Below are 22,102 nucleotides of genomic sequence, written 5' to 3'. Positions count from 1 at the left end.
TGCCGGTTCGCCAAGAGGCTGGAGGCCTGCATGAAGACCTGGATCTGGCGGATCATCACGATCGGACTGCCGCTTTTCGTCAGCGCAATTTTTCTCGATTCGCTGCGCTATAAATTTACCGACGCTGCGGAGACGCAGGTGATCTTCGGCCTGCTCGACGATTGGGCGGCCAGCTGGGGCGCGGCGGGCCTGTTCGGCCATACCGGACTGTTCAGCCAATACGTCATCGGTTCGGCCGAGCTCGTTGCTTCCGCGCTTCTGCTCACCGGTTTCCTGCCGGGGCTGAAGCGCCTGCAGGCGCTGGGCAGTCTTCTCGGTCTCGCCATCATGACAGGCGCGGTGAATTTCCATCTGTTCACCCCGCTGGGCATTGATCCGAACAATGATGGTGGCGGCCTTTTCGTGGCCGCCTGCCTGGTCTGGCTGTCCTGTCTTGCCTTGCTGGTGATCAACCGTCACGAGGCCGCGGGGCTGGGCCGCGATCTGCTGCGGGCACTGCGTACCAGCCGGTAGCCCAGCAGCAAGGCCAGAATGCCGCCATGGATCCAGGGCATCGGCTGATTGCCCTTTTCCATGAAACCGTGGTGCAGCACGGCCAGGAGCGCGATGGGATAGATCGCCCAGTGCAGCTGCTGCCAGCGCCGGGCGCCCAGCCATCGCACCATGGCGTTGAACGAGGTGATGGCCAGCGGGATAAGGCCGACAAAGGCGACCATGCCCAGCGTGATGTAGATCCGCTTGGCGACGTCTTCCCACAGGCCCGCAAACATGCCGGCAACGCTCATATTCGCCGCGATCAGGAGGTCGAGTCCCAGATACGCCGCAACGTGGAGCAGGGCATACCAGAATGCCGCCAGCCCGATGCGTCGGCGCACCTTCATGACGGGCAGCCAGCGCGTGATATCCCGGAACGGCGTTACGGCCAGCGAGATCAGGAGGATCCGCAACGCCGTATCGCCCAGGAAACGGTGCGTCGTCTCGATCGGGTTGAAGCCGAGGGCGTGCGGCTGACCGTTGAGCAGCATCGCCCATTGCCAGCCGAGCCAGAGCCCGGGCAGGGCGAGCAGCCAGAAGGTGAGGGGTTTCAGCCCGTGACGGCCGAAACTGCGCAGAATGGCACTCTTCGCCATGGCTCAGTGATTCTCGATCAGATCCATGCCGGCATAGAGATGCGCGACCTGTTCGGAATAGCCGTTGAACATCTCCGTTTCGCGGCGATTGAACAGATTGCCGCCGATCACGCGCTCGCTCTGCTGGCTCCAGCGTGGGTGGGCGCGGTTCGGATTGACGTTGGAATAGAAGCCGTACTCGTTGGGCGCGGCCTTGTTCCAGGCGGTTTCCGGCTGCCGGGAGACAAAGCTGATCCGGGTGATCGACTTGATCGACTTGTAGCCATACTTCCACGGCACGACGAGCCGTACCGGAGCGCCATTCTGGTTGGGCAGGACATCGCCGTAGAGACCGACCGCCAGGAAGGCGAGCTCGTTCATCGCCTCATCCATGCGCAGACCTTCGACATAGGGCCAGTCCAGAACCGGGAAACGCGTACCGCGCATCTCGCGCCGGTCGAGATGGGTTTCGAAGGCGACATAGCGCGCGTCCGAGGTGGGTTCGAACTGCTGCAGCACGCTGGCAAGCGGTACGCCGATCCAGGGGATCACCATCGACCAGGCCTCGACACAGCGCAGCCGGTAGATGCGCTCCTCCAGAGCGCCGAAGTCAACGACGTCCTCGAGCGCGAAACGGCCCGTCCGGCCGGCATGCCCGTCGACCTCGATGGACCAGGGATCGACCGACATCTGGTGCGCGTGGCGGGCAGGGTCCGACTTGTCGACGCCGAACTCGTAGAAATTATTGTAGCCGGTGACGGCATCGACGGGGGTGAGCGGATCGGGAAGGCTGTAGCCACTCTCGGCATATTGCAGACCGCCTGAAGCCGGGGCCGGCTGACGGACTACGGCAGCGTTGGAAGCCGTGGTCGCAGCGCGCGTGGAGGCTTCAGTCTCCGAGCCGCCGCAACCCACCAGGCCGGTCACGGCAGCGGCGCCACCGGCCGCCATGATCTGGCGCCGGTTGATGTAGAGCGCGCGCGGCGTCACGTCCGCTTCTTGCCCCTGCCAGGGTTTGGGCTTGCGATAGAAAAACATGGCTTCGGTCCATAACTAGCTTTGTTGACCTTGATGATAGGGCGCAAACGCGCCGCGTCTTCCCGGTCCACGCGATCGTGATGAGGATGTCAGGCCGCCGTGCAGCCTGAATGCCGGATGGCTTGACGCCGGCACCGGCTTGAGACCAGGTGATGCAGACAACAGATCGAACGGTCCCATGCCCCGCCACACATCCCGCTCCGCTCTCAATGTCCGCAATGCCACCTTGCAGGACATTCCCGGTATCGTCGCCCTGTCCGGGAAGGTCTATCCTGTGATGGGGGCCTATTCGGAAAGTGAGATCCAGGGGCAGCTCATCAACTTCCCCGAAGGTCAGGTCGTCGTCGAATATGAGGGCGAAGTCGTCGGCTATGCCGCCAGCTTCATCATCGACGAAGCCGCTGCGCTGTCTCCGCACACATGGGACGCGATCACGGGGAATGGCTATGCCTCGCGGCACAATCCGAAGGGCGACTGGCTCTACGGCATGGAAATCTGTGTCGATCCGGACCGCCGGCGCCTGCGTATCGGCCAGCGCCTCTACGATGCCCGGCGCGAACTGGCCGAGCGGATGGAGCTGAAGGGCATCGTGTTCGGCGGCCGGATGCCGCACTGGAAACGGCGCCGCAAGCAGTATTCGACGCCCCGGGCCTATCTCGCCGCCGTGATGGCCCAGGAGGTTGCCGACCCGGTGATCCGCTTCCAGACCCGTATGGGGTTCGAGCCGATCGGTGTGCTGAAGGCCTATCTGCCGTCGGACCGGGAGTCGGGCGGCTTTGCCACCCACATGGTCTGGCGCAATCCCTATGCGATCGAGCAGACCAAGAGCGACAGCGCACCGCCAGGCTCGAAGGATGTGGTGCGCGTTGCCACGGTTCAGTTCCAGCAGCGGCGCGTGTCCAGCTTCGAGGAATTCATCGGCAATATCGAGTATTTCGTCTCGGTGACCTCGGATTATCGATCAGACTTCGTCGTCTTCCCCGAACTGTTCACCCTTCAGCTTCTTGCGCTGGAGGAGACGCGTCTGACACATGCCCAGTCGATCGAGCGGCTCACGGAATATACGCCGCGCTTTGTCGAGGAAATGCGGCAGATGGCGATCAGCTACAATATCAACATCATCGGCGGCTCGCATCCGACCCGCACGGATGATGGCGACATCCAGAACGTCGCCTATGTCTTCCTGCGCGACGGTTCTGTTCACGCCCAGGAGAAGATCCACCCGACACCGTCGGAGCGTCACTGGTGGAATATCAAGGGCGGCGACCAAATCGGCACGATCCAGACCGATTGCGGCCCGGTGGGCATCCTGATCTGCTATGATAGCGAGTTCCCCGAGCTCGCCCGCAAGCTGGCGGATGAGGGCGCCAAAATCTTCTTCGTGCCGTTCTGCACCGATAACCGGCAGGGCTATATGCGGGTGCGCTACTGTTCCCAGGCTCGGGCCATCGAAAACCAGTGCTATGTCGTGATGTCCGGCAATGTCGGAAATCTGCCGGGTGTGGAAAACATGGACATCCAGTACGCCAAGTCCTGCATTCTCACCCCTTGCGACTTCAACTTTGCCCGTGACGGGATCGCCGAGGAATGCTCGGAGAATGTCGAAACGGTGTCGATTGCCGATCTCGATCTCACCGATCTCGACTGGGCGCGCCAGGAAGGCACCGTCCGCAATCTGCGCGATCGCCGCTTCGACCTCTACGCCATTCGATGGAAGCGGTAGCCGTCCGCGAAGCCGGTCCGGGCGACCTTCTGGCTATCGATGCGATCGAAGCCGCCAGCTTCGATCGTGACCGCTTTGCGCGGCGCAATCTCGCCCGGATGCTGAAGGGGGGGCGGACCCGTTTTTTCCTGGCAGACGAAGGCGCCGGATACCTGGCGTTGAGCCTGCGGCGCGGCGGCCGCACCGGGCGGATTTATTCCCTGGCGATCCATCCGGACGCGCGTGGGCGAGGGGCTGCAAGCGCGCTGATCGCCGCGGCGCGCAAGCTGGCTCTGTGTGAAGGGCTGCGTGCACTGCGCCTTGAGGTCAGGGAGAGCAATCTGGCTGCACGCCGGCTCTATGAGCGCGAAGGATTTTGCTTGCGTGAGCGGCGTCCGGCCTATTACGAGGACGGCGAAGCGGCCCTGCAACTCGAAGCGCTCCTTGATTCCCAGGAGCCGGCACGGCCCCGGGAGACACGCATCTCGTGAGCGACTGGCTCATTCTCGTCGAACACGCCACCGACGTGGCGCAGCACGAAACGCCGCACAAGGTTCTGCGTGTGCGGGACTATCTGGCGAACCCGCGTCTCTTCATGTCGCGCCGTCCCAACATCATCAATCTCGCCCGTTCCTATGCCTACCAGTCCAACGGCTATTATGCATCGCTACTGGCCGAGGCACGCGGGCACCGGATCGTGCCAACGGCCCAGTCCATGGTCGAGCTGTCGCGCAAGACGCTCTACGCCCAGGCACTGCCGGAACTCGATGCGGCATTGGCGCGAGAGATTGAAGGGCGGACTATGCCGGCCGTTCCGCTCCTTGTGGCTTTCGGCCGTGTGCGTGAACCGGGACTGAAACGGTTCGGGCGGCTGCTGTTCGACTGGTTCCGGGTTCCCGTCCTTGAAGTGAGCGTCAACCCGGGCGGCCGGATCGAACGTATTCGTCCTGTGCCGCCCAACACGCTGAAGGGCGAGGCGCGCAGCTTTTTCCTGGAAAGCCTGGACGCCCACACGGGACGAGCCTGGACGGCCCAGAAGGACCGTGTGCCGGCGCGCTGGTCTCTGGCTGTTCTTGCCGATCCCAAGGAAGCCCTGCCGCCCTCGAGCCCGGCCTCTCTGAAACGCCTCGCAGCGGTTGCTGCGAAAATGGGGGTTGAAGTTGCCCCCATCGGTCCCAACGACCTGTCCAGCCTCGCGGAGTACGACGCGCTCTTTATCCGCGCGACGACGGCCATCGACAACTACACCTACCGGTTCGCACGACGCGCGGAACAGGAAGGCATGCCGGTCATCGATGACACGGCCTCGATGATCCGGTGCACCAACAAGGTCTTCCTGAAGGAGCTGATGGAGCTGGGCGGTGTACCGTGTCCACGCACCGAAGTGTTGGACGAGAACCAGTCCCTGGACGGGTTGATCGAGCGGTTGGGCAGTCCGGTCGTGCTCAAGGCGCCGGATGGATCCTTCAGCCGCTCGGTTCACAAGGTCGCCAGCGAAGCCGAACTGAAGGAACGCGCAAAGGCGCTGTTCAAGGACACCGCCCTGATCATCGCCCAGGAATACATGCCCACCGCCTATGACTGGCGCGTCGGTGTACTGGACGGAAAGCCGCTCTATGCGTGCAAGTACAAGATGGCGCGGGGCCATTGGCAGATCATCAAGCATGGCGAGGGCGGCAAGGTCACCGAAGGTGGTTCGGAAACGGTCGCCGTGGAAGATGCTCCGGCCGAGGTCATTGATGTCGCGGTGAAAGCTGCCCGTATGATCGGGCAGGGGCTTTATGGCATCGACCTCAAGCAGAATGATCGCGGCGTCTTTGTCATCGAGGTCAATGACAATCCCAATCTCGACGCGGAGGTGGAAGGCTTGGTGCTCAAGGATGCGCTCTGGCAATCCATCATCAGCTGGTTCGCGGACCGGTTGGAGCGCCGTATCGGCGGTGCACCGGGGCAGGCTGCGCGGGACGCGGGTGCCTGAAGCTGTGCCTTACGACGGTCATTGTCATTGCGGGCGCCTGGGCTGGACCCTGAACACCGAGCCGCAATGGCTGACGCGTTGCAATTGTTCGTATTGCCGGCGCAGCGGCGCGATCTGGGCGCATGCGAGCCAGGCCGAGATCGAGCTGCACGGAAACCCTGCCGACAGGATCCGCTACACGCATGGCGAGGCAACGCTCGCATTCGTGTCATGCCGGCATTGCGGTTGCACGACGCATTGGGAGAACCTGTCTGCAGGGGCCGGAGATCAAAGCTCGGAGGAGACGCGCATGGCCGTCAACGCCGCCATGTCGGACCCTGAACAGATTGCACATCTTCGGGTCCGGCAGTTTGACGGCGCTGACAGCTGGAATTTCCTGGACTAGCGCGGCTTATCAATCCGCGGCGTCCTGGACGGCTTCACCCGCGTCCTCGACATCCTGTCCGGCACCGCGGACCGTGTTGCAGGCGGCCAGCGAAAGCGTGGTCAGGGCAAGAAGAAGGCCGATCACAAGGTTTTTCATCGCAACAATCTCCATTTGCAGAACATGTGCAGGAGATACGCATAAGTGCAGGAAAGGGTTCCGCACCCTGTCCTGAAACTTGCGAAAAAAATTCAGGGTCTGCCCAAACAGCCTAGCTTGACGCGTCTTGCACGGCCTCACCGGCGCGTTCGACATCCTGCCCGATCCCGCGGATCGTGTTGCAGGCAGCAAGCGAGAGGGTAGTCAGGGCGATCAGGACGCCGGCAGCAAGCTTTTTCACTGGGAGATTTCCTTTTTGGAACACTCCTGGAGATTAGCACGTGCGGGCCGCTTGGGAAGCCGGTGAAGGCGAGCGTGAACGCGCGGCAAGACCTCGATCTTACCCCGTAGCCCACAAGACCTGCGAAATTGTGCTCATGGCTGACATGCAAATGCTTGTAAGTCGCAAAAGCCACCTCATATGAGAGGTCATGAAACCCAGACCTGCCCCCCAGATATTCGATGTGCTGTCCTCGCAGCGTGTGACGCCCAACATGCACCGTGTTTCTCTGGGAGGTGCGGCCTTGCAGCGCTTTCCGGCCAGCCAGGCTGGCGGATATGTAAAACTCATGCTGCCGTCCGACGGCCGCACCGCTGTCCGGACCTATACCATCCGGCATCATCACGAGAACGCACTCGATATCGACTTCGCCCTGCACGGCGCCGGCGGAGAGGGCGGCCCTGCGGTGAGCTGGGCCCAGAATGTTCGCCCGGGCGAGCAGGTCCTTGTTGGCGGTCCGGGACCGGCCAAGCCGCTTCCGCCGGATGCAGAATATTACGTCGTGGCGGGGGACATGACGGCCCTGCCGGCCATTGCGGTCAATCTGGAAGCGCTTCCCCGGGAGGCGTCAGGGCAGGCGGTCATCGAGATTCAAAGCGAAGCCGACCGGCAGGCAATCGATCATCCACCCGGATTCAACATCCGTTGGCTGGTCAATGCACAGCCAGGCACCAGCCCGCATCTTTTCGAGAGCGCAATTCGAGCCATTCCCTGGCCAACCGGACAGGTTTATGGCTGGTGTGCCAGCGAGTTCGACCTTATGCGCCGCCTGCGCGGCTATCTGCGTGACGAGCGCGGATTGGGGCCGTCGGAACTCTATATCTCGAGCTACTGGAAGCGCGGTCTCGTCGAGGATGAACACAAGGCGGTCAAGCGCGCCGACGCGGACGCGCTCGCTGTCTAGTCGACCCACACCAGCCTAGCCTGACAGTGGGAACGCACATCACAGGCTTCCGGCTTCGCCGCGGCTCGCAGCTCGACCCGGGTGCCTTGCGGTCCGGCCGGTCTTGAAGGATAGCGACAGGGATTTGGACCCGGTGGCGGAGGGGGAGGGATTCGAACCCCCGGAACCTCGCGGTTCAACGGTTTTCAAGACCGCCGCAATCGACCACTCTGCCACCCCTCCGGTCACGCGCAGATAACGGCGATATGGTCGCTGGTGCAAGTGTGGATGCAGAATTCAGCGCAGGTCAGCCAACCCGTTTCAGCATGGTCTCGACATGAAACAGGGTTACCCTCCCTTCACCAATCCGGGATAGTCTCGCTACAGTGTCGTCAACGCAAATCCGGTTCAGCCTTGTCCAGACTGTCTCTTGCTCTTGTTGGTCTCGTGACTGCCACGCTCGCTGCGTGCGCATCCTCGCCCGAACGCTATTCCAGCTATCCGGCCTCGGTACCGTCTACACCGCCACAGACGAGCGGGACGGCGACGCCGGTCGATATCGATGTGGCAGGACTGATTGCGACAGACAGCGGTCACCAGAAGGTCGGCAACCCCTATCGCGTGGGAAGCCGGACCTATCGCCCGCAGCGGGATGATCGCTATGATCGCACCGGAATAGCATCCTGGTATGGTCCGAATTTCCATGGAAGACCAACGGCTAATGGGGAAGTCTTCGACCAGTACGCGATGACTGCCGCGCACACGACCCTCCCGATTCCCTCAATCGCTGAGGTCACCAATCTGGAGAACGGGCGCAGCATCATCGTTCGCGTCAATGATCGCGGCCCCTTCGTCGATGACCGGATTATCGACTTGTCACGGGCCGCGGCAACCGAGCTGGATTATGTCGGTTCGGGCCTTGCCCGGGTACGGGTCCGCTATCTCGGCCCGGCCCATCCCGATGCGCCGCCGCCACAGCGCAATGTCCGGGTTGCCGGGGTGCCTGCTGCAGTTCCCGCTGGGCAACCATCCAGTCCGGCCCCCACGCAGACCGTGGCTGCTGCTGAGGACGCTCCGGTCCGCGCCGGAGGGGATGTGACGCTGCAGCTCGGCGCTTTCAGCGATGCTGACAATGCCGATCGGCTGGTCCAGCGCGTCGCCGGAGCGGGCGAGGTGTGGGTCGAGCCCGGCCAGTCCGACCATGGCCCGATATATCGGGTCTTTTTCGGACGCTGGGCCGATCGCAGCGGCGCCGATGCTGCGCGGGCGACCTTGGCTGATTGGGGGGTGTTCGGCGCCCGGATCGTCGCCCTCGACTGAGCCTGCTGCGTCCGTGACGCTGGACGCCATGGTCTTGCCGCGCTTTGATGCTTCCTGTTGCCAAGCCGCCCCATCTGATTCCGGCCAGGGAGTTCCTCCGTGCGCAGTCTTCTCGCGATTCTTCTTCTCGCCATTCCGGTTGCCGCCGCGCCGGCCGTCGCCCAGAACACCTATGAGACCGATGCCAGCCATGCGGTGATCATGGATTTCGAGACCGGGACAATCCTGTTCTCGAAAAATGGTGACGAGCCCATGCCGCCGGCCTCCATGTCCAAGATGATGACCGTCCTGATGACGCTGGAAGCGATCGAAGCGGGGTCACTGTCGCTGGACGATGAATTGCCCGTGTCCGAAGAAGCCTGGCGCCGCGGGGGCGCGGCTTCGGGGTCGTCGACCATGTTCCTGGACGTGAACAGCCGGGCGCGGGTCGAGGACCTGCTGCGCGGTGTTATCATCCAGTCCGGCAATGATGCCTGCATTGTTCTGGCCGAGGCGATCGGTGGCAGCGAGCCGGCCTTCGCCGACATGATGACCGACCGGGCGCGCGAGCTGGGTCTGGAAAATGCGCACTTTGCCAATTCCACGGGCTGGCCCGATCCGGATCATATGGTCAGCGCGGAAGATCTTGCCCGCATCGCCCAAATCCTGATCCGCGATCATCCGGATTTCTATGGCATCTGGGCCGAGCGGGAATTCACCTATAACGGCATCCGTCAGTACAATCGCAACCCGCTATTGGGCGTGTTTTCGGGCGCTGACGGTTTGAAGACCGGCCATACGGAAGACAGCGGCTACGGGCTGGTGGGGTCTGCCGAACGCGATGGAGAACGCCGTATTATCGTGTTCAACGGCATGGACTCGAATGCGGCCCGCGCTGCCGAGGCCGAGCGCATGATGCGCGCGGCGCTCGCCGATTACGGCGTCTACGATCTTTTTGCTGCCGGTGACACGGTTGAGCATGAAGCCGAAGTCTTCATGGGCACGGCGTCCACCGTCGCGCTGCGTGTCGACGAGGATATTGCGGTCGGCCTGCATCGCCGCGCCCGCCGCGACATGACGGTTTCGGTGAACTATGACGGTCCCGTTTCCGCGCCGATCGCGGAAGGCGATGTTATCGCCACGTTGATCGTCGAAGCGCCCGGCATGGAGCCGCAGGACTTTCCGCTGGTCGCAGCGAATGACGTTTCCCGCAAGGGGCTCATGGGCCGTATCGGCGCCGCACTTGTTCACATGATCCGGGGCTGATTGGCGTGCGGGGCAAGTTTATCACCCTTGAAGGTGGCGAGGGCGCCGGCAAGACGACGCTGATCAAGGCCGTCCAGGCGGCCCTGGTGGCAAAGGGTCTGGATGTGGTCGTTACCCGCGAGCCGGGCGGCACGCCCGGCGCTGAAGTCTTGCGCGACATCCTGCTCAAGGGGGCAACGGATCGCTGGTCCCCGGTCACCGAAGCGTTGTTGATGTATGCCGCCCGTGTGGATCATGTCGAGCGACTGATCGAGCCTGCGCTGGCCCGTGGCGCCTGGGTGATTTCCGACCGTTTTGCCGATTCCACCATGGCCTATCAGGGCACGGCAGGCGGCGTTCCGCTCGACCGTATCCGTCAGCTGCATGCGGCCGCGCTGGGCGACTTCCGGCCGGATCTGACCCTGGTGCTCGATCTCGACCCGCGGACGGGGCTGGAGCGGACGGTCGCGCGCGGCGAGGATGCGACGCGATTCGAGCGCTTCGACGGAGATTTTCACGCCCGCCTGCGCCAGGCCTTCCTGGATATCGCTGCGGGCGAGCCTGACCGCTGTGTCGTTCTGGATGCCCGTTCCGATGCGGATGCCGTGGCTGCGGCGGCTCTCCAGGCCATCGAGACACGGCTCAGCGCCCCGGTATGAGTGCCGATCCGGATACCGGGTCCGACGTCCTGCCGGGCTGCCTGCCGCCGCGCGAGCGCTATGATCTGTTCGGCCACGAGGCCGCAGAACAGGCTTTCGCAAAAGCCTGGCAGAGCGGGCGCCTGCATCACGCCTGGATGATCACGGGACCGCGCGGCGTCGGCAAGGCCAGCTTCGCCTGGCGGGCCGCACGCCGGGTTCTCGGTGCTGTGCCGATGGACGAGGGCGGCCCGCTCGGCTCCAGCCCGCAGGACCCTGTCTGCAAGCTGCTGGAGGCCCAAGCCAATCCGGACCTCCTGCTGCTTCGGCGTCCATGGGACGAGAAACGCAAGCGCTGGCGCGCCGAGATCACCGTGGAAGAAGCGCGGCGGGCGCCGCATTTTTTCGAGATGAGTTCCGGCGCCAAGGGCGGCTGGCGCGTCTGCATCGTCGACAGTGCCGACGATATGAATACCAACGCCGCCAATGCCTTGCTGAAAACTCTTGAGGAGCCGCCTAAACGTGGTGTCCTGTTTTTGGTGACCCATACACCGGGCCGCCTGCCGGCCACAATTCGTTCACGCTGCCGTCGCCTCGATCTGCGCGCGCCATCCGTCGAGGCGACAGCCGAGTGGCTTGCCGGGATCAGCGATGCCGATGCCGGTGGTGCGTTGGCTGCGTCCCGGCTGGCCGCGGGCGCACCGGGCCGGGCGTTGTCGCTGCATGTCTCGGGCGGCGTCGGCCTGGCCCGCGATGTCGAGGCCATTGTCGAGAAGGGGCGTTCGGCCGGCGAACCGGAAATGCGCCGCTTGGCCGACCGGATTTCCACAAAGGCCGGCGAGGATCTGCGCGGCCTGTTCTACGAGGCGCTTTCCGGCGCCCTGCGCAATCAGGCGCGCCGCCGGGCTGCCAATGGCGAAGACGTGACAGCCTGGCTTACGGCGTGGCGGGAGCTTGGTTCGCTTGTCCGGGACGCCGAGGCACTTTATCTCGACCCGAAACAGAGCGCGCTGGCAGCCCTTGCGATTGCCCGGGACGCTGCGCGAAAGGAAGTCGCCTGAGACCGGTCATGTTTATCGACACACACGTCAATCTTCACGGCGAGCAGTTTGCCGACGATCTAGACGCCGTCATCGAACGGGCCCGTGCAGCCGGTGTGGAGCGCATGATCGCGATCTGCTGCCGTCTCAGCGATTTCGAGGCTGTCTCCGGCATCGCCGAGTCCCATGACGACATCTACTGCACGATCGGCGCCCATCCGCACCACGCCAAGGACCGGCCGGACATCACAGCCGGTGAGTTGATCGAGATCGCCCGCCATCCCAAGGTCGTCGGCATCGGTGAGACGGGGCTGGATTTCCACTACGGCTATTCCCCGCGCGAGGACCAGTTCGCCAGCCTGAAAGCGCATATCGAGGCGGCGCGCCAGACGGATCTGCCGCTCGTCCTGCATACCCGCGAAGCGGATGAGGCGATGGCGGATCTTCTGGAAGAGGAAATGGGGAAGGGGGCCTTCCGGCCCTTGCTGCACTGTTATACCGGCGGTGCCGACCTGGCCCGCCGGGCCGCTCGGCTGGGCGCCTGGTTTTCGGCGTCAGGGATCGTCACCTTCAAGAAGGCCGAGGATGTGCGTGCCGTGTTCCGCGACGAGGTGCCGGACGACCGGGTGATCCTGGAAACCGATTGTCCCTATCTCGCGCCCGTGCCGCATCGCGGCAAGCGTTGCGAGCCGGCCTTCCTGCCCGATGTCGCAGCGGGACTGGCTGCCGTGAAGGGCTGGACGGTCGAGGAGTGTGCAGCCCGGACCACGCAAGCCGCGCTCAACCTGTTCGACCGGATCGAGAAACCGTGACGGGCCTGGTCCGGATAACCCTGCTGGGCACGGGGTCCTCGGGCGGCGTGCCGCGTGCGAACGGCGATTGGGGCGACTGCAGTCCCAACAATCCGCGCAATCGCCGCCGCCGCTGCTCGGCGCTGGTCGAGCGTGCAGAAACACGTGCTGATCTGGATGGCGGGGAGGCGGTGACGCGGGTCGTGATCGATACGTCGCCGGACTTCCGTGAACAGATGCTGTCAGCCCGGGTGACACGGATCGACGGTGTCGTCCTGACCCATGATCATGCCGACCAGACCCATGGCATCGACGACCTGCGGGCCTTTGCATACCTGCAACGTCAGCGCATCCCTGTGTGGATGGATGCACCCACAGCAGCAACATTGGTGTCGCGTTTCGGATACACATTCGACACACCGCCGGGTTCCAGCTATCCGGCCATTCTCGATCGCCGCAACATGCCGGATTTCGGCGAGCCGGTGACGATTGACGGGCCGGGCGGTGAGGTTTCGCTCATTCCGGTCGACCAGGAGCACGGATCGATCCGTTCGCTCGGCTTCCGGATCGGCGATATCGCCTATTCGCCGGACGTCAACGCCCTGCCGGAGGCGAGCCTGCCGCTGCTGGACGGTGTGGGCTGCTGGATTGTCGATGCCCTGCGCCGCGAACCCCATCCGACCCATTTCACCGTCGACGATGCCCTGAAAGCGCTGGAACGCGTCGGCGCCCGCTTCGGCGTGCTGACCAATATGCACATCACGCTGGATTACGACGTTCTGGTCGACACGCTGCCCGAGCATGTCTGGCCCGGCTATGACGGGATGCGGCTGATCTGGGACGGCGAGCGCGTGCGTTTCGATGACCTTCCGGAGTAGGGTGCCTCAGCCCTCATGGCTGGCAAAAATCGCCAGGTTGTCGCCGGAAAAGGCATACACATCATAAGCTTCGCTATAGCCCGGGATTTCCATGCCCGGCGATCCGGCCGGCATGCCGGGCACGGCGATACCGGCAATCTGCGGCCGGGTCTCCAGCATTCGCAGGATATCCTCGGCCGGCACATGTCCCTCGATCGTATAGTCGCCAATCCGGGCCGTATGGCAGGACCACAAGGCCTGCGGCACGCCGAACTCGGTCTTGACCGGCACCACATCCGGCATGTTGCGGACCGCGACCCGGAAACCGGCCGCCTCGACATGCTCGATCCACGCACCACAGCAGCCGCAGGTCGGGGATTTGTAAACCATCATGACAGGATGGTCCTCCGCGCGGGCGCGGCTGGAGAGCGCCAGGCTGGCCAGACCGGTCAGGACAAGGGTGCGGCGGTCGATCATGAAGGGCTCCGGGGCTTTTTTGCGTTTCGTCGCACTGTCTAGCAGACAAGGACTGACAGGACGATGCGGCGATCCGCGCATTCTAGTTCGGCGGACAGACAATCTTGCTCGCACCGTCACGCTCGGCCCGGACGCAATCCGGCCTGTAATGCGCATCACCCTCGGCCAACTGGACCTCGGTGCCTGTGATCGCCGCGACGCCCTGAAGGCCGGTCAGGGTGCCGAGGATGACAAGAGCGGGAAACGGCATGAGGAACCTCTCCAGACGCGATACAGGGAACACTTTCGCTACAAATGTAACATCGATTCCCGGCGTGTTTTCGTGACATCGCAGTTCGTTGTGACATCATGCGGATACCGACCCAATATTTCTCATAATATTTATTATGCGCTAAATTGATATCGCAACCCGGCACTGCGGCTTCGGCGCCCTCGTCGGTTTGAGGGTCAAATTCCGGTGCAATTTCAAAGTTAAATGCTCAACTATCAAACCAATATCTCATTCGGGTTTCTGGTTCGCGTGGTATGGCAGGTGTATTCTGTGTTGCGGCTTGAAGTATCCTGCATCGCGTCGCGCGGCCGTTACGGGCTAGCATGGCGTTCGATTCCCGCGACCGCCGCCACGGAGCCGACATGACCGCGCCATCGCCCGATCTCGCCCCTATCGATCGCCTGCTCGCCGTCATGTCGAAACTGCGCGATCCGGATGGCGGCTGCCCCTGGGATCTGGAACAGGATTTCCGCTCGATCGCCCCCTACACGATCGAGGAAGCCTATGAGGTTGCCGATGCGATCGAGCGCGGCGCCCATGGCGAGCTGAAGGACGAGCTGGGCGATCTTCTCCTGCAGGTCGTGTTTCATGCCCAGATGGCGCAGGAAGCCGGCCTGTTCGACTTTGCCGATGTCTGCCGCGCCATCAACGACAAGATGATTCGACGCCATCCGCATGTTTTCGGCGATGCGGACACGCGTGACAGCGAGACGCAGACCGTCGAATGGGAGGCCATCAAGGCGGCCGAGCGCGCCGGATCGGCCAAGGGTGATCGCGTGCTGGACGATGTGCCGGTTGCCCTGCCCGCACTCAAGCGCGCCCAGAAGCTTCAGAAGCGCGCAGCCCGCGTCGGGTTCGACTGGCCGGACGCCGAGCGCGTTCTGGACAAGGTGGATGAGGAAATCGCCGAGGTCCGCGAAGCCATCGCCTCGGGCAATGCGGCGCATATCGCCGAGGAGATCGGCGATCTGATGTTCGTCTGCACCAATCTTGGCCGCAAGCTGAAGGTTGATGTCGAGACCGCAACGCGCGATGCCAACGCCAAGTTCGAGCGCCGCTTCCGCTATATCGAGGACCGCCTTGCAGCACAGGGGCGCAAGCCCGAGGATGCCAGCCTGGACGAGATGGAAGCGCTGTGGACCGAGGCAAAGCTCAAGGAGAAGGCCGCGGCACCGGCCTGAATCCCTCCCTAGAATTCGTCCTCTTCCACCTCGCCAATCCCTTGCGGGATGGCCAGGTCAGGAAATTGGGCCCGGAAGCGACCGGCTTCGGCCGGCGCGAGGCGCACCCTGACTGTCGTCACGCCGGTTTCCGGGTCCATTTGGCTATCACGGATCTCGCCATGGGAATGCAGCCAAGCGAGCGCGCGCGGCTGTTCCGGCGGCACGCGCACCTCGATCCGCTCATCATCGGTCGCCAGAGCTTTTTCGATCGCATCGACCAGTGCATCCACACCGTCGCCTGAGACCGCCGACAGCGGCAGTTTGACGGCCCGGCCCGCCTTCATATTGGCAATGTCCGCCTGGATGGCGAGATCCTCGGCGTCTTCGAGTCCGAGGTTATCGGCCTTGTTCCAGGCTTCGATCATCGGCTGCTCGTGCGCGGGGCCGGCCTCGATGGCATCGAGCACGCTCATCACATCGCCGATCCGGCCCTCGTGATCAGGATCCGAAGCGTCAATGACATGGACCAGGAGATTGGCCTCCCGCACTTCTTCCAGTGTCGCCCGGAAGGCCGCGATCAGCTCGGTCGGCAGGTCGGTGATGAAGCCCACTGTATCAGACAGGAGGATGCGCGTGCCACCAGGCAGGTCGACGGCCCGCACCGTGGGGTCGAGCGTTGCGAAGGGCATATCCTGGGCAAACACCCCTGCCCCAGTCAGCTTGTTGAAAAGCGTGGATTTTCCCGCATTGGTATAGCCCACCAGCGCGACCGTCGGGAACGGGACGTCCTGGCGCTGCGCGCGGTGGAGGCTGCGCGTGCGCCGGACTTCCTCAAGCTGCCGGCGCAGCTTGGCCATTTTCTCGTTGAGCAGGCGCCGGTCGGTTTCGATCTGCGTTTCACCCGGACCGGCCAGGAAGCCGCGGCCGCCACGCTGACGTTCCAAGTGGGTCCAGGTCCGCACCAGGCGCGAGCGCTCATAGGCCAGCCGTGCCAGCTCGACCTGCAGCACGCCTTCCTTGGTGCGCGCACGCTGGCCGAAGATTTCAAGGATCAAACCGGTACGGTCTATCACCTTGACATTCCAAGACTTTTCCAGATTTCTCTGCTGAATCGGCGACAAAGCCGTATCGATCACGGCGACATCCGCCGTGTTTTCCTCGATCCGCGCCTTCAATTCATCCAGCTTGCCGCGGCCGAAATAGCGTCCCGCATCGATCTTGCGGATCGGTGCGATGAAGGCCTCCGCCACTTCCAGATCCAGCGCTTCGGCCAGACCGGTGGCTTCTTCCAGACGCGCCTCGGAGCGCGCCACGCCATCGCGGGCAGTGGGATGAATGACAAGGGCGCGCGATACCGGCGCCTCGCGATCAATCAATCCGCGGTGCTTTCGTCCGTCGCGTCATCCTCGTCCGCCCTGTCCGTATCGAACAACTGAACCGGCGCAGCCGGCATGATGGTCGAGATGGCATGTTTGTAGACGAGCTGGGAAAGCCCGTCGCGGCGAAGAAGAACACAGAAGTTGTCGAACCAGGTTACGACGCCCTGAAGCTTCACACCATTGACCAGGAAAATGGTCAGCGGCGTTTTCGTCTTACGCACCGAGTTCAGGAAGACGTCCTGCAGGTTTTGTTTTTTATCGTGCGACATGTCGGCTCCACATGACTCGCTTGAAGCAAGCGATTCGCCAAACAGGGTATACAGGCCCCGCCATGGCCTGCAACCATCTCATCTTTCCGAGAAAGCCGGAATGTTGATCACACGGCTGCCAGATAGGCCTGACGCAGCTCGGCAGATACCGAACCCGGTTCGCCATTTGCCACCGGACGGCCGTCGATCTGCGTCACGGGCATCACGAAATTCGTGGCCGATGTGAGGAAGGCCTCGCGGGATTCAAGCGCTTCGGCGATCGTGAAGGGGCGTTCTTCCAGACGATAGCCGGCGGCCGTCGCTGTGCGGATCAGCGTTGCCCGCGTGATACCGTGCAGGATGGCGTGATCGGCGGGCCGCGTGACCAGCGCGCCATCGGCCGTCAGGATCCAGGCGTTGGACGACGTGCCCTCGGTGACGAAGCCGTCGGCATCCACTTGCCAGGCCTCATAGGCGCCGGCATCACGCGCGGCCTGTTTGGCGAGCGTGTTGGGCAGCAGGTTCACGGTCTTGATATCGCAACGTGCCCAGCGCTGGTCGGGTACGGAGATGACCGAAACCCCCTGCTCTGCCCGTCTGGCCACGGCATCCAGGTCGAGACGCTTGGTCGTGAGGACGAGGGTTGGCCGGGTGCCGGGGGGCGGAAATCCATGGTCGCGGCGCGCCCGGCCGCGGCTGATCTGGAGATAGACCAGACCATCGCTGATGCGGTTGCGGCGGATCAGTTCGCGGATCAGGATCGTCAGCGCTGCGCGGGTGACCGGATGCGGGATGCGCAGCTCGCCCAGGGACCGGTCCAGCCGGTCGAAATGGCCGTCGGCGTCCAGCAGCCCGCCCCGGCGCACCGCCCAGACCTCATAGATGGCGTCGGCGAACTGGAAACCCCGGTCCTCAATGTGTACGGCGGCAAGGTCGTGGCGCTGGAAGCGGCCGTTGACATAGGCAATCCTGGACACGCGTTCTCTCTTATTTCCTGATGAAGAGCGCCCATATCGCCGCGACCGCGGCGAGCACCTCCAGACGCCCGAGAATCATGGCTGAAATAAGGATCGGTTTGGCGTTGTCCGCAAGCTCGTCCCACCCATGTCCTGCATTGATCTCGTGCAGCAGCGGTCCGGCATTCGCCAGCGCGGCGGCATTCGCCAGAAAGGCGGTCTGGAAATCCAGCCCGGTCAAAGTCAGCACCAGGGCGCCAATCCCCAGGCAAGCCAGGAAACCCAGCACATAGGCCCAGATACCGATCAGCGCCGTGTCGTGCACCGAGCGTCCGCGGAAGGTGACGGGCACCAGGCTGGACGGGTCGGTCAGTACGGCGAGCTCGGAGCCCATGCGACGCCAGAGCAGAAGAATGCGGGAGATTTTCACACCGCCCGTGGTGGATGCCGCCGCCCCGCCCACGAGCGCCACGAAGACTGCTGCCACCGGGACCGGCGATGCCGGCGCGGACACCGTGTACCCGCTGGTCGAGACGACGAAGAAGGCGTCAATGAAGTGCGAGGGGATGTGCGAGGTGTCGGCGATCACGTAGAGCCCGCCCAGGCCGATAACAAGCGCAGCGATACCGGCAAGGTCAGGGTCCCGAAGCACGCCCCGGTCGCGCAAGGCATCCCAGAACAGGGCGATATTCACCGATCCGGCGAGGCAGGCCAGCGCCACGATCAGCATCGATACCGTGCCGAAATTCGTCGCCAGCCCCCCATCGACCGGTGCATAGCCCGAGGTGGAGATCGCGGACATGGCCAGCACGGTGGCGTCGAAGAAGCCGTTGCCGGCAAACAGCAGGAGCAGCCAGGTGATAGCGGTCAGCACGGCATAGACCAGTCCCACCCGCCGAGCCGCGACCGGCAGGTGGGAGAGGATATTGTCAGGCCGCACGGTGAGGAGTGCTGACTTGCGGATCGCGGGCACATCCCGGTCGAGCGCGGCGAAGACGGCAATGGCCAGCAAGAGGGTCGCATACCCGCCCAGCCAGGCCAGAACGGCGCGCCAGAAGATCAAGGAGCGCGGCAACTCATCGGCGGGCAGCAGGGTCGCGCCGGTTGTGGTGAGAGCCGAATAGGCCTCGAACAGCGCATCCATCGGGCCGAAATAGCCGGTCAGCCAGAATGGCAGCGCTGCAAAGGCGGGGGTCGTCACCCAGGCGAGCAGGGCCAATCCCAGCGCATCGAGCGCGCTGGCCCCGACCTGGACGCCGCGCGTGGCTGCCAGGACAAGCGCACCCGGCACGAAGGCCAGCCCGGCCGTGGTGATGAAAAAGGGCGCCAGGTGCCATTCCTCCACGGCAGGCGCACAGACCGCCGCCAGCAGTGCGATCAGCGCGACCAGCACCCACAGAGCCCCCAGGGGGCGGAAGAGCGCCGCCGGCGACATGGATCAGAAATATTCCAGGCTGACCCGGAACAGGTGCTCGACCTTGGGCACCAGCGCCTTGTTGCAGAACAGGAGAACGCGGTCGTTCTCGCGGATCCGGCCCTCGTCGCAAGGCAGGATCACCTTGTCGCCGCGCACCACGGCGCCCAGTGCCACCCCGTCCGGCAATTCCAGCTCGTCCAGCGTCTTGCCAACCAGTGGCGAGGTGGACAGGGCGATACCTTCCAGCGCTTCCGCCTCACCGCCGCCAAGCGTCTGCAGGCCGGTAATCCGGCCGCGGCGAATGTGCTGGAGAATGGTCGACACGGTGGTCGCACGCGGATCGATCAGCACGTCGATACCCAGCGGTTCACGCATGCCCTCGAAGGTGCGGTCATTGATCAGGCTGAGCGCGCGCTCGGCCCCTTCCCGCTTGGCCATCACGCCTGAGAGCATGTTCACCTTGTCGTCATTGGTGACGCAGATGACCAGCTCGGCATTGGCGACGCCGGCTTCGCGCAGCATGCGGGCATTCAGACCGTCGCCATGCAGCACGACGGTCCGCTTGAGCCGTTCGGCCGCATGTTCGGCGCGGGCCTTGTCGGCCTCGATCAGCCGCACCTTCACCCCGCCGGCGCGTTCCAGGGCGCGGGCGACATAGACGCCGATATTGCCGGCCCCGACCACAACGACGCGGCGGATCTGCTCGGCGCTGCGGCCGAAAATGTCGAGCAGTCGCCGCACCTGTGCGCTTTCGGTGACGACATAGACATCATCGCCCGGCAGCAGCGGGTCCTTCAGCTTGGGAATGAAGAGCGTGCGTTCGCGCTGCACGCCGACAACGGCCAGGCGCAGGTCCGGGAAGAGTTCCATCACCTGTTCGGTGGTGGAACCTGCCACCGGCGAGGTTTCCTCCAGACGCAGGCCCAGCAGCTGCACCCGTCCGCCGGCGAACACTGCCGTGGAAAAGGCGCCGGGCGTTTCCACCCGCTGCAGGATGGCGCGGCCGACCTCGAGCTCGGGCGAGATCACGACATCGACGGGCAGATTGCCAGTGGAGAAGAGATCGCCCCAGGCCGGATCGAGATATTCCTGGGCCCGCACCCGGGCGATCCGCATCGGCGTGGAGAACAGGGAGTGCCCGACCTGGCAGGCGATCATGTTCACCTCGTCCGAATAGGTCACGGCGACCAGCAGATCGGCTTCCGCCGCCCCGGCCTTTTCCAGCACGTCCGGATGCGAGGCATGGCCCACCACGCCGCGCACATCGAGGTCGGTCACGACATTGTCGATCAGCTCGGTCGACCAGTCGACGACGGTCACCGCATTGCCTTCCCGCGCAAGTGCCCGGGCGATGCCGACCCCGACCTGCCCGGCTCCGCAGACTATGGCTTTCATGTCGTCTCCGTGGGGTGCGGACTAGGCCGCGCCGTCGCGCTGCGGCGAGGTGACGCCGAGCGATTTGAGTTTGCGGTGAAGCGCCGACCGTTCCATGCCGATAAAGGCCGCCGTGCGGGAGATATTGCCGCCGAACCGGTCGATCTGGGCCTTGAGATATTCACGCTCGAAATTCTCCCGGGCCTCGCGCAGCGACAGGGCAATCATCTTTTCGGCATCGAAGCCGGTCTCGTGATTGTCGCGCGTGACGACTTCCGATGGCAAGGCGTCCAGCGTGATCGGCTCATTGGCCGGACCGGTGGCGAGGATCAGCAAGCGCTCGATATTGTTGCGCAGCTGACGGACATTGCCCGGCCAGCTGTGCGCCTGCAGCGCCGCCATGACATCATCGCCGAAGGCCCGCAGCGGCAGGCCGGCCGATTGCGTCAGGTTCTTCACGAAATGATCGACCAGCGCGGGAATATCCTCGCGCCGCTCGGCCAGGGCCGGCACGGTGACGGGCACGACGGCGAGACGGTGATAGAGATCCTCGCGGAAACGGCCTTCCTGGATGCGCACGGCCAGATCCTGGGCGGTCGAGGAGATCACCCGCACATTGACCTGCACATCCCCGGCCCCGCCGATCCGGCGGAAACGCTGTTCCACCAGCAAGCGCAGGAGCTTGCTCTGGGTCGCCGTCGGCATGTCCGCGATCTCGTCAAGATAGAGCGTGCCGCCATGGGCGCGTTCCAGCAGGCCGACATGTTTGACCGAGCCGTCATCATTCTCGCGGCCGAACAACTCCTCCTCGACCCCTTCCGGCGACATGCCCGGCGCGCTGACGGCGACGAAATCGGCATTGGCGCGTGGCGAATTTTCGTGAATCAGGCGGGCGACCAGTTCCTTGCCGGCGCCCGAGGGACCGCGGATCAGGACACGGCTGTTGGTGGGCGCAACGCGCTCGATCAGCTGGCGCACCTGCAGGATGCCGCTGGAATCGCCGATCAGCGTGCTCTGAGCCTGGGTGCGGGCGCGCAGCTCGGCATTCTCGCTGCGCAGACGGCTCGTCTCCAGGGCACGCTGCACAGTGAGCAGGAGCTTGTCGCTCTTGAAGGGTTTTTCCAGGAAGTCATAGGCGCCCTTGCGGATCGCCGCGACGGCGGTCTCGATCGTGCCGTGGCCGGAAATCACGATTACCGGCAGGTCCGGATCGAGCGCACGGAATTCGTCGAGCAGTTCGATCCCGTCCAGCCGGCTGCCCTGCAACCAGACATCCAGAATGATCAGCGACGGCTTGCGCTGGCGGATCACCGCCAGGGCACCATCGGCATCGGCTGCCTCGCGCGGCTCATAGCCGTCATCCTCGAGCAAGCCGCCGATCAGCTCACGAATATCGGCCTCGTCATCGACGATGAGAATATCCCGGGCCATCTA

At 63.9% G+C, this 22,102-nt stretch carries 25 protein-coding genes and 1 tRNA gene; 13 read left to right on the top strand and 13 right to left on the bottom strand.

From position 1 onward, the window contains the following. Window positions 1–30: 30 nt before the first annotated feature. A complete protein-coding gene (locus tag ACXAJV_RS11450) occupies window positions 31–513 on the top strand; it encodes a hypothetical protein (RefSeq protein ID WP_475085414.1) in 483 nt (160 codons plus the stop codon). Here the strand turns inward: ACXAJV_RS11450 and ACXAJV_RS11445 are convergent. Then, window positions 456–1,130, bottom strand: coding sequence for a protein-methionine-sulfoxide reductase heme-binding subunit MsrQ (locus tag ACXAJV_RS11445; RefSeq protein WP_475085412.1), 675 nt, complete (start codon window positions 1,128–1,130; stop codon window positions 456–458). The two genes, ACXAJV_RS11450 and ACXAJV_RS11445, sit on opposite strands and share 58 nt — an antisense overlap. 3 nt (window positions 1,131–1,133) lie before the next feature. Then, on the bottom strand, window positions 1,134–2,147 hold the full coding sequence (gene msrP, locus ACXAJV_RS11440; RefSeq protein ID WP_475085410.1) for a protein-methionine-sulfoxide reductase catalytic subunit MsrP: 1,014 nt from the start codon (window positions 2,145–2,147) through the stop codon (window positions 1,134–1,136). A gap of 178 nt (window positions 2,148–2,325) precedes the next feature. Between msrP and ACXAJV_RS11435 the strand changes: the two genes are divergently transcribed. Genes ACXAJV_RS11435 through ACXAJV_RS11420 form a run of 4 tightly spaced genes read left to right on the top strand, consistent with a single transcriptional unit; the run spans window position 2,326 to window position 6,212 of the window. After that, window positions 2,326–3,870, top strand: a complete 1,545-nt coding sequence (locus tag ACXAJV_RS11435) for a GNAT family N-acetyltransferase (RefSeq protein WP_475085409.1) — start codon at window positions 2,326–2,328, stop codon at window positions 3,868–3,870. Further along, entirely contained in the window at window positions 3,858–4,340 is a 483-nt protein-coding gene (locus tag ACXAJV_RS11430) for a GNAT family N-acetyltransferase (protein WP_475085408.1), read from the top strand. The genes ACXAJV_RS11435 and ACXAJV_RS11430 overlap by 13 nt, the downstream gene beginning before the upstream one ends. Next, window positions 4,337–5,827 (top strand): RimK family protein, encoded by a 1,491-nt coding sequence (locus tag ACXAJV_RS11425; protein WP_475085407.1) that lies wholly within the window; start codon window positions 4,337–4,339, stop codon window positions 5,825–5,827. Before ACXAJV_RS11430 ends, ACXAJV_RS11425 begins: the two co-directional genes overlap by 4 nt. Next, window positions 5,820–6,212, top strand: coding sequence for a GFA family protein (locus ACXAJV_RS11420; RefSeq protein ID WP_475085406.1), 393 nt, complete (start codon window positions 5,820–5,822; stop codon window positions 6,210–6,212). Before ACXAJV_RS11425 ends, ACXAJV_RS11420 begins: the two co-directional genes overlap by 8 nt. Before the next feature lie 9 nt (window positions 6,213–6,221). Here the strand turns inward: ACXAJV_RS11420 and ACXAJV_RS11415 are convergent, their stop codons facing one another. Together ACXAJV_RS11415 and ACXAJV_RS11410 are read right to left on the bottom strand one after the other, a co-directional pair. Then, window positions 6,222–6,350 carry an entericidin A/B family lipoprotein gene (locus ACXAJV_RS11415; RefSeq protein ID WP_271186615.1) on the bottom strand — a complete coding sequence of 43 codons (129 nt, stop codon included), beginning with the start codon at window positions 6,348–6,350 and terminating at the stop codon, window positions 6,222–6,224. A gap of 112 nt (window positions 6,351–6,462) precedes the next feature. Further along, window positions 6,463–6,591: an entericidin A/B family lipoprotein gene (locus ACXAJV_RS11410; RefSeq protein ID WP_475085404.1), complete on the bottom strand. Its 129-nt coding sequence runs from the start codon at window positions 6,589–6,591 to the stop codon at window positions 6,463–6,465. 190 nt (window positions 6,592–6,781) lie between these two features. Between ACXAJV_RS11410 and ACXAJV_RS11405 the strand changes: the two genes are divergently transcribed. Next, the gene (locus ACXAJV_RS11405; protein ID WP_475085403.1) at window positions 6,782–7,534 is read left to right on the top strand and encodes a siderophore-interacting protein; all 753 of its coding nucleotides are present in this window, start codon (window positions 6,782–6,784) and stop codon (window positions 7,532–7,534) included. 134 nt (window positions 7,535–7,668) lie between these two features. Here the strand turns inward: ACXAJV_RS11405 and ACXAJV_RS11400 are convergent. Next, window positions 7,669–7,756 (bottom strand) — tRNA-Ser (locus ACXAJV_RS11400). 204 nt (window positions 7,757–7,960) lie between these two features. Here ACXAJV_RS11400 and ACXAJV_RS11395 point away from each other — a divergent pair. From ACXAJV_RS11395 to ACXAJV_RS11370, 6 genes are all read left to right on the top strand, one after another. Further along, the gene (locus ACXAJV_RS11395; protein ID WP_475085402.1) at window positions 7,961–8,833 is read left to right on the top strand and encodes a septal ring lytic transglycosylase RlpA family protein; all 873 of its coding nucleotides are present in this window, start codon (window positions 7,961–7,963) and stop codon (window positions 8,831–8,833) included. Between the two features lie 99 nt (window positions 8,834–8,932). Beyond that, window positions 8,933–10,078, top strand: a complete 1,146-nt coding sequence (locus tag ACXAJV_RS11390) for a D-alanyl-D-alanine carboxypeptidase family protein (RefSeq protein WP_475085400.1) — start codon at window positions 8,933–8,935, stop codon at window positions 10,076–10,078. Between the two features lie 5 nt (window positions 10,079–10,083). After that, a complete protein-coding gene (tmk, locus tag ACXAJV_RS11385) occupies window positions 10,084–10,716 on the top strand; it encodes a dTMP kinase (protein ID WP_475085399.1) in 633 nt (210 codons plus the stop codon). Beyond that, window positions 10,713–11,756, top strand: coding sequence for a DNA polymerase III subunit delta' (locus tag ACXAJV_RS11380; protein ID WP_475085398.1), 1,044 nt, complete (start codon window positions 10,713–10,715; stop codon window positions 11,754–11,756). The genes tmk and ACXAJV_RS11380 overlap by 4 nt, the downstream gene beginning before the upstream one ends. 8 nt (window positions 11,757–11,764) lie before the next feature. Beyond that, complete coding sequence (locus tag ACXAJV_RS11375; protein WP_475085396.1) at window positions 11,765–12,547, top strand: TatD family hydrolase; 783 nt, start codon at window positions 11,765–11,767, stop codon at window positions 12,545–12,547. After that, window positions 12,544–13,404, top strand: coding sequence for an MBL fold metallo-hydrolase (locus ACXAJV_RS11370; protein ID WP_475085394.1), 861 nt, complete (start codon window positions 12,544–12,546; stop codon window positions 13,402–13,404). Before ACXAJV_RS11375 ends, ACXAJV_RS11370 begins: the two co-directional genes overlap by 4 nt. A gap of 6 nt (window positions 13,405–13,410) precedes the next feature. On the opposite strand, the gene ACXAJV_RS11365 is transcribed toward ACXAJV_RS11370, so the two are convergent. Next, window positions 13,411–13,860, bottom strand: a complete 450-nt coding sequence (locus tag ACXAJV_RS11365; protein ID WP_475085393.1) for a DUF411 domain-containing protein — start codon at window positions 13,858–13,860, stop codon at window positions 13,411–13,413. A gap of 82 nt (window positions 13,861–13,942) precedes the next feature. Then, window positions 13,943–14,110 (bottom strand): hypothetical protein, encoded by a 168-nt coding sequence (locus ACXAJV_RS11360; protein WP_475085392.1) that lies wholly within the window; start codon window positions 14,108–14,110, stop codon window positions 13,943–13,945. A gap of 383 nt (window positions 14,111–14,493) precedes the next feature. Here ACXAJV_RS11360 and mazG point away from each other — a divergent pair, with 383 nt between their 5' ends. Beyond that, on the top strand, window positions 14,494–15,312 hold the full coding sequence (mazG, locus tag ACXAJV_RS11355; protein WP_475085390.1) for a nucleoside triphosphate pyrophosphohydrolase: 819 nt from the start codon (window positions 14,494–14,496) through the stop codon (window positions 15,310–15,312). 8 nt (window positions 15,313–15,320) lie between these two features. Here the strand turns inward: mazG and hflX are convergent, their stop codons facing one another. The 6 genes from hflX to ntrX all read right to left on the bottom strand — a co-directional run bounded on the left by hflX (window position 15,321) and on the right by ntrX (window position 22,099). Beyond that, a complete protein-coding gene (hflX, locus tag ACXAJV_RS11350) occupies window positions 15,321–16,670 on the bottom strand; it encodes a GTPase HflX (protein WP_475085389.1) in 1,350 nt (449 codons plus the stop codon). Continuing rightward, the gene (hfq, locus tag ACXAJV_RS11345; RefSeq protein ID WP_291887800.1) at window positions 16,667–16,942 is read right to left on the bottom strand and encodes an RNA chaperone Hfq; all 276 of its coding nucleotides are present in this window, start codon (window positions 16,940–16,942) and stop codon (window positions 16,667–16,669) included. Before hfq ends, hflX begins: the two co-directional genes overlap by 4 nt. Window positions 16,943–17,049: 107 nt before the next feature. After that, complete coding sequence (locus ACXAJV_RS11340; protein WP_475085386.1) at window positions 17,050–17,898, bottom strand: D-amino-acid transaminase; 849 nt, start codon at window positions 17,896–17,898, stop codon at window positions 17,050–17,052. 10 nt (window positions 17,899–17,908) lie between these two features. Then, complete coding sequence (locus ACXAJV_RS11335) at window positions 17,909–19,312, bottom strand: potassium transporter TrkG (protein WP_475085385.1); 1,404 nt, start codon at window positions 19,310–19,312, stop codon at window positions 17,909–17,911. 3 nt (window positions 19,313–19,315) lie between these two features. After that, the gene (trkA, locus tag ACXAJV_RS11330) at window positions 19,316–20,689 is read right to left on the bottom strand and encodes a Trk system potassium transporter TrkA (RefSeq protein WP_271186658.1); all 1,374 of its coding nucleotides are present in this window, start codon (window positions 20,687–20,689) and stop codon (window positions 19,316–19,318) included. A gap of 21 nt (window positions 20,690–20,710) precedes the next feature. Further along, the gene (ntrX, locus tag ACXAJV_RS11325) at window positions 20,711–22,099 is read right to left on the bottom strand and encodes a nitrogen assimilation response regulator NtrX (protein ID WP_475085384.1); all 1,389 of its coding nucleotides are present in this window, start codon (window positions 22,097–22,099) and stop codon (window positions 20,711–20,713) included. Window positions 22,100–22,102: the final 3 nt, after the last annotated feature.

The organism is Maricaulis sp. ABE4_448, from assembly GCF_056160825.1.
The sequence above is the reverse complement of the archived record's forward strand: the minus strand, read 5'-3'. Positions and strand labels throughout refer to the sequence as shown.

Excerpts from the sequence above, each read along its gene's own strand:
- ACXAJV_RS11405 (WP_475085403.1), top strand. The coding sequence starts at position 6,782 with ATGAAACCCAGACCTGCCCCCCAGATATTCGATGTGCTGTCCTCGCAG.
- ntrX (WP_475085384.1), bottom strand. The coding sequence starts at position 22,099 with ATGGCCCGGGATATTCTCATCGTCGATGACGAGGCCGATATTCGTGAG.
- ACXAJV_RS11360 (WP_475085392.1), bottom strand. The coding sequence starts at position 14,110 with ATGCCGTTTCCCGCTCTTGTCATCCTCGGCACCCTGACCGGCCTTCAG.
- ACXAJV_RS11335 (WP_475085385.1), bottom strand. The coding sequence starts at position 19,312 with ATGTCGCCGGCGGCGCTCTTCCGCCCCCTGGGGGCTCTGTGGGTGCTG.
- mazG (WP_475085390.1), top strand. The coding sequence starts at position 14,494 with ATGACCGCGCCATCGCCCGATCTCGCCCCTATCGATCGCCTGCTCGCC.
- trkA (WP_271186658.1), bottom strand. The coding sequence starts at position 20,689 with ATGAAAGCCATAGTCTGCGGAGCCGGGCAGGTCGGGGTCGGCATCGCC.
- msrP (WP_475085410.1), bottom strand. The coding sequence starts at position 2,147 with ATGTTTTTCTATCGCAAGCCCAAACCCTGGCAGGGGCAAGAAGCGGAC.
- ACXAJV_RS11435 (WP_475085409.1), top strand. The coding sequence starts at position 2,326 with ATGCCCCGCCACACATCCCGCTCCGCTCTCAATGTCCGCAATGCCACC.
- ACXAJV_RS11450 (WP_475085414.1), top strand. The coding sequence starts at position 31 with ATGAAGACCTGGATCTGGCGGATCATCACGATCGGACTGCCGCTTTTC.
- ACXAJV_RS11365 (WP_475085393.1), bottom strand. The coding sequence starts at position 13,860 with ATGATCGACCGCCGCACCCTTGTCCTGACCGGTCTGGCCAGCCTGGCG.
- ACXAJV_RS11445 (WP_475085412.1), bottom strand. The coding sequence starts at position 1,130 with ATGGCGAAGAGTGCCATTCTGCGCAGTTTCGGCCGTCACGGGCTGAAA.
- ACXAJV_RS11430 (WP_475085408.1), top strand. The coding sequence starts at position 3,858 with ATGGAAGCGGTAGCCGTCCGCGAAGCCGGTCCGGGCGACCTTCTGGCT.
- hfq (WP_291887800.1), bottom strand. The coding sequence starts at position 16,942 with ATGTCGCACGATAAAAAACAAAACCTGCAGGACGTCTTCCTGAACTCG.
- ACXAJV_RS11415 (WP_271186615.1), bottom strand. The coding sequence starts at position 6,350 with ATGAAAAACCTTGTGATCGGCCTTCTTCTTGCCCTGACCACGCTTTCG.
- ACXAJV_RS11380 (WP_475085398.1), top strand. The coding sequence starts at position 10,713 with ATGAGTGCCGATCCGGATACCGGGTCCGACGTCCTGCCGGGCTGCCTG.
- ACXAJV_RS11375 (WP_475085396.1), top strand. The coding sequence starts at position 11,765 with ATGTTTATCGACACACACGTCAATCTTCACGGCGAGCAGTTTGCCGAC.